Source organism: Pseudomonadales bacterium (assembly GCA_041395945.1).
In the GTDB taxonomy this organism is placed as follows: Bacteria; Pseudomonadota; Gammaproteobacteria; order Pseudomonadales; family Azotimanducaceae; genus SZUA-309.
Map to the genome: position 1 here is coordinate 345,488 of JAWKZN010000003.1, position 13,717 is coordinate 359,204.

Sequence of the window (13,717 nt, forward strand, 5' to 3'; positions counted from 1 at the left end):
TGTCTAATCCAATGTCTGTAGATTTGCATAACCGAGCATGAGCCACTTGGCCCCGGCTGCGGCAAAATTTACCTGTATGCGCGCACGTTCGCCGCTGCCTTCACTCTGCACCACCACCCCTTCACCGAATTTCTGGTGCAGCACCCGCTGCCCCATGCGCAGACCGGATCTGGAGTCCTCGTAGAGCGCCGCCTGCTTCGAGTTCTGTGTGTTATAGGGTCGATCAATTCCCTTCATGCGCACTTCCGCGGTCAGCTCGCTGGGGATTTCCTGCAGGAAGCGCGATGGCCGGTTGTAGGTGTCATTGCCGTGCAGTCGGCGGGTCTCGGCGTAGGTAAGATAGAGATTGCGCATCGCCCGGGTAATGCCCACGTAACACAGGCGCCGTTCTTCCTCGATGCGACCCGGTTCCTCTGCCGACATGCGATGCGGAAAAAGCCCTTCTTCCATGCCACCGAGAAAGACCAGAGGAAACTCGAGCCCCTTGGCCGAGTGCAGGGTCATGAGCTGCACACAGGGACCGGATTCGCTCTGCCGCTCGCCCGAGTCGAGCGCAGTCTGGTCGAGAAATTCGGCGAGCACACTGACAGGCTCCTGCTCGGCTTCGAGCACCGGAAACACCAGATCGCCCGTGAACTGCCGGCAGGCGGTTACCAGTTCTTCAAGGTTTTCCTTGCGGGCCAGGCCGCGCTCACCACGCTCCCTGCTGTGAAAGGCCATGAGACCACTGGCTTCGATCACATGGTCAGCCAGCTCGTGCAGAGACATGCTGGCGGTGCCCTGGGCCAGATCATCAATGAGCTGAATGAACTGCGCGACTTTGCCTGTCACTCTACCGGGCAGACCGCCGACCGTACCCGGCTCGACAAGACTATCGACACATGCCTGCCACAGTGAAACCTGACGCACACGCGCCTGATTGCGGATCGCCTCAAGTGTCTTTTCGCCAATACCCCGGGCGGGGACATTGATCACCCGCTCGAAGGCAGTATCGGAGTGACGGTCATGGATAAGGCGCATATAGCACAGCGCATTCTTGATCTCAGCGCGCTCGAAGAACCGCAGCCCGCCGTAAATCCGATAGGGAATCTTCAGGCGCAGCAGTGCCTCTTCCAGCACCCGGGACTGGGCATTGGATCGGTAGAGTATGGCGACCTCGTCCGGACTGCCGCCGTTGTCTATCCACTCTTCGGTCTGCTCGGCGATGAAGCGCGCTTCGTCCAGATCGTTGTAGCCCGAATAGATGCGTATCGGATCGCCTTCGTTGCCCGCCGTCCACAGTTCCTTTCCCAGTCGATCCAGATTGTGGGCGATGAGGCCGTTCGCAGCCTTAAGGATGGTTGAGGTGGAACGGTAGTTCTGCTCGAGACGGATGGTGTTTACGTCGGCGAAATCCTGGCTGAAGCGGTGAATGTTTTCGATCTTTGCGCCACGCCAGCCGTAGATCGACTGATCGTCGTCGCCGACGGCCATGATGCCGCTGGTCCTGCCGGTCAGTACGCGAAGCCAGGCGTACTGTATGGTGTTGGTATCCTGAAATTCATCCACCAGCACCTGTTGAAAACGGCGCTGATAGTGGGCCAGCAGATCCGGCTGTTCGAGCCACAGCTCGTGGCTGCGCAGCAGCAGTTCAGCGAAATCCACCAGGCCACCCTGCTGACACAGGGCTTCGTAATTCTCATAGATCTTCCTGTGGGTGATCTGAAACAGATCATCGCCGCCTGCAGTGTTTCCGGATAAGACATCCTTCGCCCTGCGGCCTTCGTCTTTCTGAGAATTGATGAACCAGACCGCCTGACGCGCCGGCCACTTCTGCTCGTCGATATCCAGGGCGCGCATCACCCGCTTCACCAGCCGGAGCTGATCGTCCGCATCGAGGATCTGGAAATTCTGGGGCAGTCCGGCTTCCTGCCAGTGCATGCGCAGCAGGCGGTGGGCGATACCGTGAAAGGTACCGACCCACAATGTGCGTACGGAGATGTTCAGCAGCTCTTCGATGCGCACGCGCATTTCCTGAGCAGCCTTGTTGGTGAAAGTCACCGCCAGCAGGCCGTGGGGTGAAACATTTTCCGCTTCTATCAGCCATGCGATGCGATGCACCAGCACCCGGGTCTTGCCACTGCCTGCACCCGCGATGACCAGGCTGTTACCCAGGGGCGCAGCCACGGCCTCGCGCTGTGCGTCATTCAGATTTTCCAGAATTTGGGTGACGTCCACGTGCTGCTCAGACGTCCCCGGCGGCCGCATGAAGCAGAGCGCACAGGGCGTGCGGATCGATACCTTTGTCAGGTGATGGTGACTTCTTCATCAGTGTCGGCAGTCCAGGGCGCAGTCTTCAGATGGGGAAGCATAACGCATCCCTGCAGCCACATTCTCTGCGCAGAATGCTTCGCAATGGCCACCAGCAACGGTTTCAGCCCCGGGTGGTGCTTCGCTATGCTTGCGCAAACCCCGGGAGGGGTCACCTGCATTGAAGGTTCAATCTGCGTCTCGCAACAGCCGGGAGGATTCCCATGCACGCTCAAACACTGGCCCGCCTGACCGTCGTTCTGCTCGCGACCTCGGGAGTTGCCGCGGCAACCGGGACTGCAGCTGCGGCAGCAGCCGGATCCGCCGCGACAGCAACCGCCCTACCAGACAGGTCACCCCGGGTGCTCGGCATCGGAGGGGTGTTCTTCAAGGTCGAAGATCCGGTGCGGGTCAACGCCTGGTATCGCGACCACCTGGGGGTGGATGCCACCGAAGCCGGCTACACCCAGTTCCTCTGGCGCAATATCGACGATCCCGAACGAATCGATCGCACCGTGTGGACCACCTTTTCCGAGACCAGCGAACACTTCGGCCGGTCCGAGCAGAAGGTGATGATCAATTACATCGTCCAGGATCTGGGGGGCCTGCTGGCAGAACTGCTGGCAGAGGGTGTGGTGCAGGTGGGCGAGGTCGAAGAGTATGAGTATGGTCGCTTTGCCTGGATTCTCGATGCCGAGGGCAACAAGGTCGAGCTGTGGGAGCCGCCGGCGCCGACTGCGCCAGCCGAGTGATCGGAATCAGCGCGTCGTCCGGATCAGGCCTTCGCAGGGATTACGGACCGCATAGGCATAGATGACCGGCAGAAACTCCGAGAGTTTCGAACGGCCGGGGGCGCCGGCAAAGGGCAGTGACATCGGGTACTGAAAGGCAGCGCTGGCGTGATCCCTGTCAGGCCAGTAGTACCACTCCTGATCCGGAAAAAGCTCCGGAAACTGAGCCTGCAGAGTTGCCGCCGCCGGATAGACTCCGTGCTCTGTGCAGAATTCCCTCAGGTAGTCCTGCACCCGATCTGCCTGCGCCACCGTCTCTGCGTCATCAAGGTACAGTTTTCCGATCCATAGCGTGAGCAGTACAGCTAAGGCTCCGGTAATGCCGCACAATCCGGCTCGTATCGGCACCCGGGGCATGGGGAGCTACTCTACCGTCACCGATTTCGCCAGATTACGAGGCTGGTCCACATCCGTGCCTTTGAGCACGGCAACGTGATAAGCCAGCAGCTGCAGCGGTACCACATAGACGATGGGCGCAAGAATCGGATCCACTTCGGGCAGGACAATTACCGTCACACCCGGCTCTTCATGAAAACCGCTGTGTGGATCCGCGAACACGATCAGCTCACCACCTCGTGCTCGGACTACCTGCAGATTCGACTGCAGTTTTTCGAGCAGATCGTCGTTGGGTGCCACCGCCACCACCGGCATGTTTTCATCCACCAGTGCCAGTGGACCATGCTTGAGCTCCCCCGCGGGATAACCTTCGGCATGAATGTAGGAAATCTCTTTGAGTTTCAGTGCGCCTTCCATGGCGATCGGGAACATGGGTCCCCGACCCAGGAACAGGGTGTGGGATTTGTGCACAAACCGCTCGGCAAGCTTCTGGATCTGCTCATCCAGTCCCAGTGCGGCATCGATGGCATCCGGCAGCGAGTGCAATGCACCCACCAGTTCATGCTCCGTTTCCTGTGTCATGCCGTGACGGCGGCCAAGAAGGATGGTGAGCAGCAGCAGGTCTGTGAGCTGGGTGGTGAAGGCTTTGGTCGAGGCCACGCCAACTTCGGTACCCGCCTGCAGCATGAGCGCCAGATCCGACTCGCGCACGAGCGAGCTGGTCGGCACATTACACAGCGTCAGGGTGTGGGCGAAGCCGATATCTTTGGCTACCCGCAGGGCGGCAAGCGTGTCGGCCGTTTCTCCGGACTGGCTGATGGTGACGAAAAGGTTGTTCTTCGTGACCGCCACGTGCCGATAGCGGAACTCGCTGGCGATCTCCACCTGGCAGGGCACCCGCGCAATTTCCTCGATCCAGTAACGGGCGACCGAAGCCGCGTAATAGCTGGTACCGCAGGCGACGATGGTGACTGCTTCAGTCTGATCGAAGATGTCCGGAGCTTTGACCCCGAAAGCCTGTTCAAGAACCTGCCTGCGACCGAGGCGGCCTTCGAGGGTGTCGCGGATCACCTTCGGCTGCTGATGGATTTCCTTCTGCATGAAATGGCGGTAGTTGCCTCTGTCCGCATCGTCGTGTCCAAGTTCCACCCGGACGGTCGAGCGGATGACGGACTCGTCATCGATGTTCCAGATGCCGATACTGGTGCGGGTGACTTCCACCAGATCGCCTTCCTCCAGGAAGATGAATCGATCCGTTACCGGCCGCAGCGCGAGCGGGTCTGAAGCGATGAAGTTCTCGCCGATACCCCGGCCGATCACCAGCGGGCTGCCCATGCGCGCAGCGACGATCCTGTCCGGTTCATCCCGCGCGATCACACCGATGGCATAGGCGCCTTCGAGGCGCTTCACGGCAGCGCGTACCGCTTCGAGCAGCGAACGGGTCTTCCGGAAGTACGCGTCTATCAGATGCACGATGACTTCGGAGTCTGTTGCCGAGACGAAGTGGTAACCCTGTTCGATCAGTTCATCGCGCAGGCTTTCAAAATTTTCGATGATGCCGTTGTGCACCAGGCAGATGTGATCATTTGAGATATGCGGGTGGGCATTGATCTCCGTCGGCACACCATGAGTGGCCCAGCGGGTGTGGGCGATACCGATATGACCGGTCAGTGGTCGGGCCGTGAGCTCGTCACACAACTCCTTGACCTTACCGGTACGCTTGCGCAGATCGATGCGTCCATGGTCCTCCGGAATGACCGCCACTCCGGCGGAATCGTAGCCCCGGTACTCGAGCCGCTGGAGACCGGCAAGCAGAATCGCCGGAACTTCGCGCTCGGCTACCGCACCGACGATGCCACACATAGTCCCTACTCCTCGTCCGTTTTCCTGTTTTTTTCCGGAGCACGCTGATCGGGACGCACCCAGCCTTTGATATTTCGCTGCCTGGTTCGGCCCACTGCAAGCTCACCTTCTGCTACTTTCGAAGTGACGGTCGATCCCGCGGCCACAAAGGCATCCGTGGCGATTTCGATCGGCGCCACCAGGGTGCTGTTGGTCCCGACGAAGACCCGGTCTCCGATATCTGTCTGGTGCTTTTCAATGCCATCATAGTTGCAGGTCACGGTGCCGGCGCCGATGTTGCAGTCTTCGCCGATGTTCGCATCGCCCAGGTAGGTGAGATGGCTGGCCTTGGTGCCGCGACCGAGCCTGGCCTTCTTGGTTTCCACGAAGTTACCGATTTTCACGCCTTCGCCCAGCACAGTGCCGGGGCGGATCCGTGCGAATGGGCCGAGGGAACAATTCGCGTCTACCGTCGCGCCATCCACCAGGGTATGCGCTTCGACCCGCACACCATCTCCCAGCTCACTGTCACGGATGACCGCACCGGGACCGATATATACGCCCCGACCAAGTCGCACGCTGCCTTCGAAGACCACGTTCACATCGATGGTGCAATCTTCTCCGGCCACCACCACCCCGCGGATATCCAGCCGGAACGGATCGGCGATGGTGACGCCGCAGCGCATCAGTTTCTGTGCCTGCTGCTGCTGGTAGCTGCGCTCCAGCAGGGCAAGCTGCACCCGGTCGTTCACTCCGGTGACTTCCACCTGGGAGGCGGCCAGCAGTCCCTTCACTTCGATCTGGTGTTCGTGCGCCAGAGTGATCAGATCGGTCAGGTAAAACTCGGCCTGGGCGTTCTTCGGCTCAATTTTCGCGAGCAGCTCACGCAGGGCTTGAGCATTGAGGGCGAGGATGCCCGAATTGATTTCGTGGATACCGCGCTGATCCGCGCTGGCATCTTTGTATTCGACTATGGCCTGAATGCGTCCCGCGCTATCCCGAAGGATTCGACCCAGCTCTGCCGGATCATCGAAATGGGCGGTGACCAGCCCGAGAGCACCACTGGCAGCAGCCGCCACACAGGCTGTCAGTGTCGCCGCGCTGACCAGCGGCACGTCCCCATACACCACCAGCACCGTTGCGGCGTCTTCTATATATGGCAGTGCCTGAGCGACGGCATGACCGGTGCCTTTCTGCTCGGCCTGCTCCACCCAGTTGACCGCGTTTCCGATGGTTTCGCGCACCCGCCCGGAACCATGGCCAACCACCACGTGCACTCGGGCAGGTTGCAGCTCGCCGACTGTTGCCAGCACATGCGCCAGCATCGGGCGTCCGGCCAGAGGATGCAGAACTTTCGGCAGGCTCGAGCGCATGCGGGTTCCCTGACCAGCGGCCAGCACGACCACTTCGAGGGAACTGTCTGCTTGTTTGTCTAATTGGGTCATGGAGGAGCCCCGCGGTCCCTGCGGTATGTGGGTAGGACGTCCGGATTATAGAGAGTGCTCAATCGAAAAGGGGCGACCAGTGTCACCCCTGTTTGTAAGCACCGCCGGCAGAAGCGAGCCGGAATTGGCCTGCCAGCACCGGCCGGCCTGGCCTTGCTGCCTGACTCAGCGCTTGCGCTTCTTCAATTCCGCGAGGGTGCGCTGCTGGGCCATGGCTTCCGCCAGCATGGTGGCCACCGCCGAGAACTCGAACTCCGCGGTCTGCTCGTGGAGCATCCGCTCCGCGGCAGCCTGTGCCTCGACGGCTGCAGCCTCATCGATATCGTCCGCGCGCAGCGCGGTATCAGCGAGGATGGTGACCACGCCGGGCTGAACCTCGAGGAAGCCGCCCGAGGCGTAGAACACCTCTTCTTCACCATCGTCCTTCTTCAGGCGCACCGGACCCGGCCGGATGCCGGTGAGCAGCGGTGCGTGACCCGGCATGATGCCGAGTTCGCCAATGGTGCCGGTGGCACTGACCATCGTCACCCGGCCGGAGAAGATCTCCTGCTCGGCGCTGACGATGTCGCAATGGATGGTCATGGCCATTGTTGTTCCTTCTATCGCGCCTAGCGCTTGAGGGTCTTCGCCTTTTCGACGGCGGCTTCGATGGTGCCCACCATGTAGAAGGCATCTTCCGGCAGATGGTCGTATTCACCGTCGAGAATCGCTTTGAAGCTGCGCACCGTGTCGTCCCGGGAAACATAAACCCCCGGGTTACCGGTGAAGGCCTCTGCCACGAAGAAGGACTGGGAGAAGAACTTCTGAATCTTCCGTGCCCGGTACACGAGCTGCTTGTCTTCTTCGGAGAGTTCGTCCATACCCAGAATCGCGATGATGTCGCGCAGTTCCTGATAGCGCTGCAGGACCTGCTGCACACCCCGGGCCACTTCGTAATGCTGCTGACCGACGACCAGCGGATCGAGCTGGCGGCTGGTCGAGTCCAGCGGATCCACCGCGGGATAGATTCCCAGGTCGGTAATCGCCCGGGACAGGGTCACTGTCGAATCAAGGTGCGCGAAAGTGGTGGCCGGAGACGGGTCGGTGAGGTCGTCCGCAGGTACGTATACCGCCTGCACCGAGGTGATCGAACCTTCCCGGGTGGTGGTGATGCGTTCCTGCAGTACGCCCATCTCTTCGGCGAGGGTGGGCTGATAGCCTACCGCGGAGGGCATCCGGCCGAGCAGCGCGGATACTTCGGTACCCGCCAGGGTATAGCGATAGATGTTGTCCACGAACAGCAGCACGTCGCGGCCTTCGTCCCGGAAATTTTCGGCCATGGTGAGACCGGTGAGCGCGACCCGCAGGCGGTTACCCGGCGGCTCGTTCATCTGACCGAACACCAGGGAGATCTTGTCGAGCACGCCGGATTCTTCCATTTCGTAGTAGAAGTCGTTGCCTTCCCGGGTACGCTCTCCGACACCGGCGAACACGGACAGTCCCGAGTGCTCGGTGGCGATGTTGCGGATCAGCTCGAGCATGGTCACCGTCTTACCCACGCCGGCACCGCCGAACAGGCCGACCTTACCGCCCTTGGCGAAGGGGCAGATCAGGTCGATCACCTTGATACCTGTTTCCAGAATCTCATTGCCACCGCGCTGATCTTCGTACTTGGGCGCTTTGCGGTGAATGGGCATGCGCTGGGTTTCGTTGATCGGGCCCTTTTCGTCGATGGGATCGCCCAGCACGTTCATGATGCGACCGAGGGTTTCTTTGCCCACAGGTACCATGATCGGATGTTGAGTGTTCACAACCTCGAGTCCGCGTGACAGGCCGTCGGACGAACCCATGGCGATGGAGCGAACCACGCCGTCGCCAAGCTGCTGCTGCACTTCCAGGGTCAGTCCCGTGGTCGATACGGTGAGCGCATCATAAACTTTCGGGACCGATTCACGCGGGAACTCCACGTCGATCACAGCGCCGATGATTTGTACGATTTTGCCACTGCTCATAATCAGGTTCGCCTCTTAATTCCAGATCTGTCTGTTGTCTTTTTGTTTGATTGCCTTTGGCAATCAAACCGCCGCGGGCGCTCGCAGGCTCATTGTTGCCTTGCGCAGCCCGCTACGCTCTTCGTCTTCCATTTGATTGCCATCGGCAATCAAACCGCCGCTCTTTTTACTTTTTGTTTGATCGCCCCTGGCGATCAAACCGCCGCGCTATCTGTCTTTTGTTTGATTGCCTCCGGCAATCAAACCGCCGCGGCGCCTCCAACGATTTCGGCGATCTCCTGGGTGATCGCCGCCTGGCGCGCGTTGTTGTAGACCAGGGTCAGTTCGTCGATGAGTTTTTCCGCATTGTCTGTGGCGTTCTTCATCGCGATCATCTTTGCCGCCTGTTCGCAGGCGGTGTTTTCAACCACCGCCTGATAGACCTGGGACTCGATGAATCGGGTCAGCAGCTCTTCCACGAGCTGGCGCGCGTCCGGTTCGTAGATGTAATCCCAGCGATGGCGATACTCGGTGTTGTCTTCGGGTGCCAGGGGCAGCAGTTGCCGGATGGTTGGCGCCTGGGTCATGGTGTTGACGAAATCGTTGCTGATTATGTACAGCCGGTCGATGTCGCCTGCGGAGAACGCATCCAGCATCACCTTGATACCGCCGATCAGATCAGAAAGGGTCGGATTCTCGCCGACGTTGTTGATCGTTGCGCGCACATTGCCGCCAATGGAACGGAAGAAGCGATCGGCTTTATTGCCGATCAGTCCGAGCTCGGCCTCGACCCCTTTCTTGCCCCATTCGGAGATGTCCCGCAGCAGTGCGCGGAAGAGGTTGACGTTCAGACCACCACACAGGCCTTTATCCGACGACACCACCAGGTAACCGATGCGCCTGACTTCACGATCGGTCATATAGACGTGTTTGTATTCCGGATTCGCATGGGCCAGGTGACCAATCACCTGGCGGATCTTTTCGGAGTAGGGCTTGCCGTGACGCATGCGCTCCTGGGTGCGCCGCATCTTGCTCGCCGCCACCATTTCCATGGCACTGGTGATCTTCTGCGTGTTCTCCACGCTGTTGATCTTCTTCTTGATCTCTCTGCCAACGGCCATAACGCTTCCCGATTCCGGTGGGTTAGTAGCTCTGGGTCTTCTTGAAGGCGTCCAGCGCTTCGCGCATCTGGGCCACCACGTCGTCGTTGTACGCACCGGTTTCGTTGGTGGCGCGCATGAAGTCAGCGTGCTCCGAATTCATATAAGCGAGCAGATCGCGTTCGTAATCGAGCACCTTGTCTACCGGTACTTCCTCCAGGTAACCCTGGTTGGCGGCAAACAGCACCACCCCCTGCTCGGCGACACTCATCGGCTTGTACTGTGTCTGCTTCATCAGTTCTTCGACCCGGCGGCCATGCTCGAGCTGCCGGCGTGTTGCGTCATCAAGGTCCGACGCAAACTGAGAGAAAGCGGCCAGTTCCCGATACTGGGCGAGCGCCAGCTTGATACCGCCGGAGATCTTCTTCATGAAAGGAACCTGGGCGGAACTGCCCACCCGGGAAACCGAAATTCCGGGGCTCATCGCCGGGCGGATACCCGAGTTGAAGCGTTCGATCTCCAGGAAGATCTGTCCATCGGTGATCGAGATCACGTTAGTGGGGACGAAGGCGGACACATCACCCGCCTGGGTTTCGATGATCGGCAGCGCGGTCAGGGAACCGGTCTTACCCTTCACCTTGCCACCCGTCATCTTCTCCACATAGTCGGCGTTCACACGTGCCGCACGCTCGAGCAGTCGGGAATGCAGATAGAACACGTCTCCGGGATAGGCTTCGCGACCCGGCGGACGACGCAGCAGCAGGGAGATCTGGCGGTAGGCCCAGGCCTGCTTGGTAAGGTCGTCGTAAATGATCAGGGCGTCTTCGCCACTGTCGCGGAAGAACTCACCCATGCTGCAGCCGGAGTAAGGGGCGATGAACTGCATGGGAGCCGGATCCGCCGCACTGGCAGCAACCACGATGGTGTTTTCCATCGCGCCGTACTCTTCCAGTGTGCGCACCACATTGGCGATGGTGGACATCTTCTGACCGATGGCCACGTACACGCACTTAATACCGCTGTCTTTCTGGTTGATGATGGCGTCGATGGCCACCGCCGTCTTACCGATCTGACGGTCGCCGATGATGAGCTCGCGCTGGCCACGGCCGATCGGCACCATGGAGTCGATACACTTGAGTCCGATCTGCACCGGCTGGTCCACCGACTGCCGTTCGATCACACCGGGTGCCACTTTTTCAATCGGCGCGGTACCGCTGGCATTGAGCGGACCTTTGCCGTCGATGGGATTGCCGAGTGCGTCCACTACACGGCCGAGGAGCTCGCGTCCAACGGGCACTTCGAGAATGCGGCCCGTGCAGCGGGCTGTCATACCTTCAGAAAGCCCGAGGTAGTCCCCGAGCACCACCACACCGACCGAGTCCCGCTCGAGGTTCAGGGCCATGCCGTAGAGGCCGCCGGTGAACTCGATCATCTCGCCGTACTGTGCTTCGGCGAGCCCGTGAATGCGGACAATACCGTCGGATACGCTGACGATGGTTCCTTCATTCTGCGCGCTCGCGCCAACATCGAGACTCTCGATCCGGCTGCGGATGATGTCGCTGATTTCAGAAGGATTCAGTTGCTGCATTTTCGATTCCTCAAATTTCCTGCGCCCGGCTCATCTTCTTTTGCCGGGACCTGGTATCCGATCACGTCCGCTGAATGGACTCTGCGAGTTTGCGCAGCTTGCCGCGCACCGACCCGTCTATCACCGTATCTCCAGCCCGAATCACCGCGCCGCCGAGCAGGCTGGCATCCACCTTGCTCGTCATGCTGACCTCCCGCTTGAAGCGGGTGTGCAGCGCTGCCTTGAGTTTGTCGGACTCGGCCGCCGACAGCTCGAACGCGCTGGTGACTTCCACGTCGAGGGTCTGCTGCTCCTGCGCACGCAGGCTTTCGAACTGCTCGCGAATTTCCGCCAGCAGCGACAGCCGCTTGTTGTGGGCCAGCACCTGGAGAAACTTCACCGCCGAGGGTTGAATTTCATCACCGCAGACATCCGACAGTCGGGTGGCTTTCGCTTCCTCCGGCAGGCCGGGTGCTTCGAGATAACTCTGCATCTGGGGGTGAGCGGCGGCGGCGGCCAGAAAGCCCAGCGTGCGGGACCAGCGATCGAGATCACCAGACTGTCTCGCCATATCGAACACCGCATTCGCGTAGGGTCGTGCCAGTGTCGCTAATTCAGCCATCTTCTAACCCGCTCTCAAAGTTGACCGGCCAGCTCATCGAGCAGACGGCTGTGCTTGCCTGCGTCGATACTCTCACCAAGCACGCGCTCAGCGCCGTTGACCACCAGGGATGCCACCTGCACTCTCAGGGTTTCCTTGGCGCGATTGAGCTCCTGCTGAATTTCCGCACGAGCGGCTTCCTTGACCCGCTCGCCTTCTTCCCGGGCATCGTTTTTCGCTTCTTCGATCATCTGCAGAGCGCGACGACGGGCATCGTCGATCAGCGCTGCTGCCTGTTCCTTGGCCTCTTTCATCTGATCGGTCGCGCGCTCCTGGGCGAGCGCCAGATCCTTGGCCGCACGCTCCGCGGACGCCAGACCATCGGCGATCATCTGCTGGCGTTCGCGCATCGCATTGATGAGCGGTGGCCAGATGAATTTCCAGCAGGCCCAAACGAACACGATGAACGTGATCGACTGGCCCCAGAACGTCCAGTTGATATTCATGCCCTTACCTCCGAGGTAGTGAGTGTTGCGCGGTCGTTGTCAGTTAACCGCCTACCGCGAAGATCACGTACAGGCCGATACCAACGGCAATCATGGGCACCGCGTCGACCAGACCCAGCACGATGAAAAGCTGAACGCGCAGCATCGGCAGCAGTTCGGGCTGACGGGCAACACCCTCGAGGAATTTTCCACCGAGCACGCCCACACCGATGGCTGCGCCAACCGCACCAAGACCCATCATGAGTCCGCCAGCTACATAAAGAAGAACTGCTAGTTCCATGTTTACTCCAAGTTTCGAGTTGCTGTTTTCGATTCAAAGTCCGGGCTTGATCCACCCGATGTGGGCGTATGGCGCCCGTTGTCCCGTCAGTGCTCTTCCGGCACGTCGTGGGCTTGCGCGAGATACACCACCGTGAGCACCGCGAAAATAAAGGCCTGCAGGGAGATGATCAGCACGTGGAACATCGCCCACCCCCACTGCATCACGCCGCCCATCACACCAAAAATCAGACCACCGCCGAACATCAGGGCGATGAGCACAAAGATCATTTCACCGGCGTACATGTTGCCGAACAGCCGCAGGCCCAGTGAAAGCGGCTTGGCGATGAGCGTGACACCTTCGAGGATCAGGTTGATCGGGGCGAGAAATTTCGGAAAGGGGTGGAAGGCCAGTTCGCCGAGGAATCCGCCGAGGCCTTTCTCTTTAATGCTGAAGAACAGAATCATGACGAAAACACTGAATGCCATTGCCATGGTGACATTCGGATCGGTACTCGGCACCACCTTCATATAATGGATGCCCGCGGCGGCAGCCAGACCGGGTATCCAGTCGACCGGAATCAGGTCCATGAAATTCATCAGCCAGACCCACACGAATATGGTCAGCGCCATGGGGGCAATCAGGGAGTTCGAGTAGTTGAAGATGCTGCGTGTGGTGTCGTCGATGAAGTCGACAATCCATTCCACGAAGTTCTGCATGCCGGCAGGTACGCCGGCGGTCGCCTTGCGGGCTGCGCCGTAAAAAACGAAGAAAAACACCAGCCCGGTGGTGATCGACCAGAACATGGAGTCCACATTGATGGAGTTGAATCCCATCGCTGCCGCTTCCTGGGCGCTGTGGGCAAAGCCCCAGGTTCCGTCGGGCAGCTGACCATAGGTGAGGTTGGTCAGGTGATGCTGGATATATTCCGCAGAATTTTCGCTTGCGTCAGCCATGACTGCCTCGCTGGATCCTGATGCTCAATCTGTTACCTGTCACTTTCGTCACTCT

At 59.9% G+C, this 13,717-nt stretch carries 13 protein-coding genes; 1 reads left to right on the plus strand and 12 read right to left on the minus strand.

Going from position 1 to position 13,717, the window contains the following annotated elements; genetic code table 11:
* Nucleotides 1-3: 3 nt before the first annotated feature.
* Nucleotides 4-2,247, minus strand: a complete 2,244-nt coding sequence (uvrD, locus tag R3E82_22835; GenBank protein ID MEZ5553732.1) for a DNA helicase II — start codon at nucleotides 2,245-2,247, stop codon at nucleotides 4-6.
* Nucleotides 2,248-2,513: 266 nt separating this feature from the next.
* On the opposite strand from uvrD, the gene R3E82_22840 reads away from it, so the two are divergent.
* A complete protein-coding gene (locus R3E82_22840; protein MEZ5553733.1) occupies nucleotides 2,514-3,041 on the plus strand; it encodes a hypothetical protein in 528 nt (175 codons plus the stop codon).
* A gap of 6 nt (nucleotides 3,042-3,047) precedes the next feature.
* Here R3E82_22840 and R3E82_22845 read toward each other — a convergent pair whose 3' ends face one another.
* From R3E82_22845 to atpB, 11 genes are all read right to left on the minus strand, one after another.
* Complete coding sequence (locus R3E82_22845) at nucleotides 3,048-3,332, minus strand: hypothetical protein (GenBank protein MEZ5553734.1); 285 nt, start codon at nucleotides 3,330-3,332, stop codon at nucleotides 3,048-3,050.
* Nucleotides 3,333-3,443: 111 nt separating this feature from the next.
* Nucleotides 3,444-5,279: a glutamine--fructose-6-phosphate transaminase (isomerizing) gene (glmS, locus tag R3E82_22850; GenBank protein MEZ5553735.1), complete on the minus strand. Its 1,836-nt coding sequence runs from the start codon at nucleotides 5,277-5,279 to the stop codon at nucleotides 3,444-3,446.
* 5 nt (nucleotides 5,280-5,284) lie between these two features.
* Entirely contained in the window at nucleotides 5,285-6,703 is a 1,419-nt protein-coding gene (gene glmU / locus R3E82_22855; GenBank protein MEZ5553736.1) for a bifunctional UDP-N-acetylglucosamine diphosphorylase/glucosamine-1-phosphate N-acetyltransferase GlmU, read from the minus strand.
* Nucleotides 6,704-6,868: 165 nt separating this feature from the next.
* Nucleotides 6,869-7,291, minus strand: coding sequence for a F0F1 ATP synthase subunit epsilon (locus tag R3E82_22860; GenBank protein MEZ5553737.1), 423 nt, complete (start codon nucleotides 7,289-7,291; stop codon nucleotides 6,869-6,871).
* Between the two features lie 20 nt (nucleotides 7,292-7,311).
* A complete protein-coding gene (atpD, locus tag R3E82_22865) occupies nucleotides 7,312-8,694 on the minus strand; it encodes a F0F1 ATP synthase subunit beta (GenBank protein MEZ5553738.1) in 1,383 nt (460 codons plus the stop codon).
* Between the two features lie 239 nt (nucleotides 8,695-8,933).
* Entirely contained in the window at nucleotides 8,934-9,794 is an 861-nt protein-coding gene (gene atpG / locus R3E82_22870; GenBank protein ID MEZ5553739.1) for a F0F1 ATP synthase subunit gamma, read from the minus strand.
* 22 nt (nucleotides 9,795-9,816) lie between these two features.
* Entirely contained in the window at nucleotides 9,817-11,361 is a 1,545-nt protein-coding gene (gene atpA / locus R3E82_22875) for a F0F1 ATP synthase subunit alpha (protein MEZ5553740.1), read from the minus strand.
* Nucleotides 11,362-11,422: 61 nt separating this feature from the next.
* On the minus strand, nucleotides 11,423-11,962 hold the full coding sequence (locus tag R3E82_22880; GenBank protein MEZ5553741.1) for a F0F1 ATP synthase subunit delta: 540 nt from the start codon (nucleotides 11,960-11,962) through the stop codon (nucleotides 11,423-11,425).
* 14 nt (nucleotides 11,963-11,976) lie between these two features.
* On the minus strand, nucleotides 11,977-12,447 hold the full coding sequence (locus R3E82_22885; protein ID MEZ5553742.1) for a F0F1 ATP synthase subunit B: 471 nt from the start codon (nucleotides 12,445-12,447) through the stop codon (nucleotides 11,977-11,979).
* A 43-nt stretch (nucleotides 12,448-12,490) separates the two neighbouring features.
* Nucleotides 12,491-12,727 (minus strand): F0F1 ATP synthase subunit C, encoded by a 237-nt coding sequence (gene atpE, locus R3E82_22890; protein MEZ5553743.1) that lies wholly within the window; start codon nucleotides 12,725-12,727, stop codon nucleotides 12,491-12,493.
* 86 nt (nucleotides 12,728-12,813) lie between these two features.
* The gene (gene atpB / locus R3E82_22895; protein MEZ5553744.1) at nucleotides 12,814-13,662 is read right to left on the minus strand and encodes a F0F1 ATP synthase subunit A; all 849 of its coding nucleotides are present in this window, start codon (nucleotides 13,660-13,662) and stop codon (nucleotides 12,814-12,816) included.
* Nucleotides 13,663-13,717 lie beyond the last annotated feature (55 nt).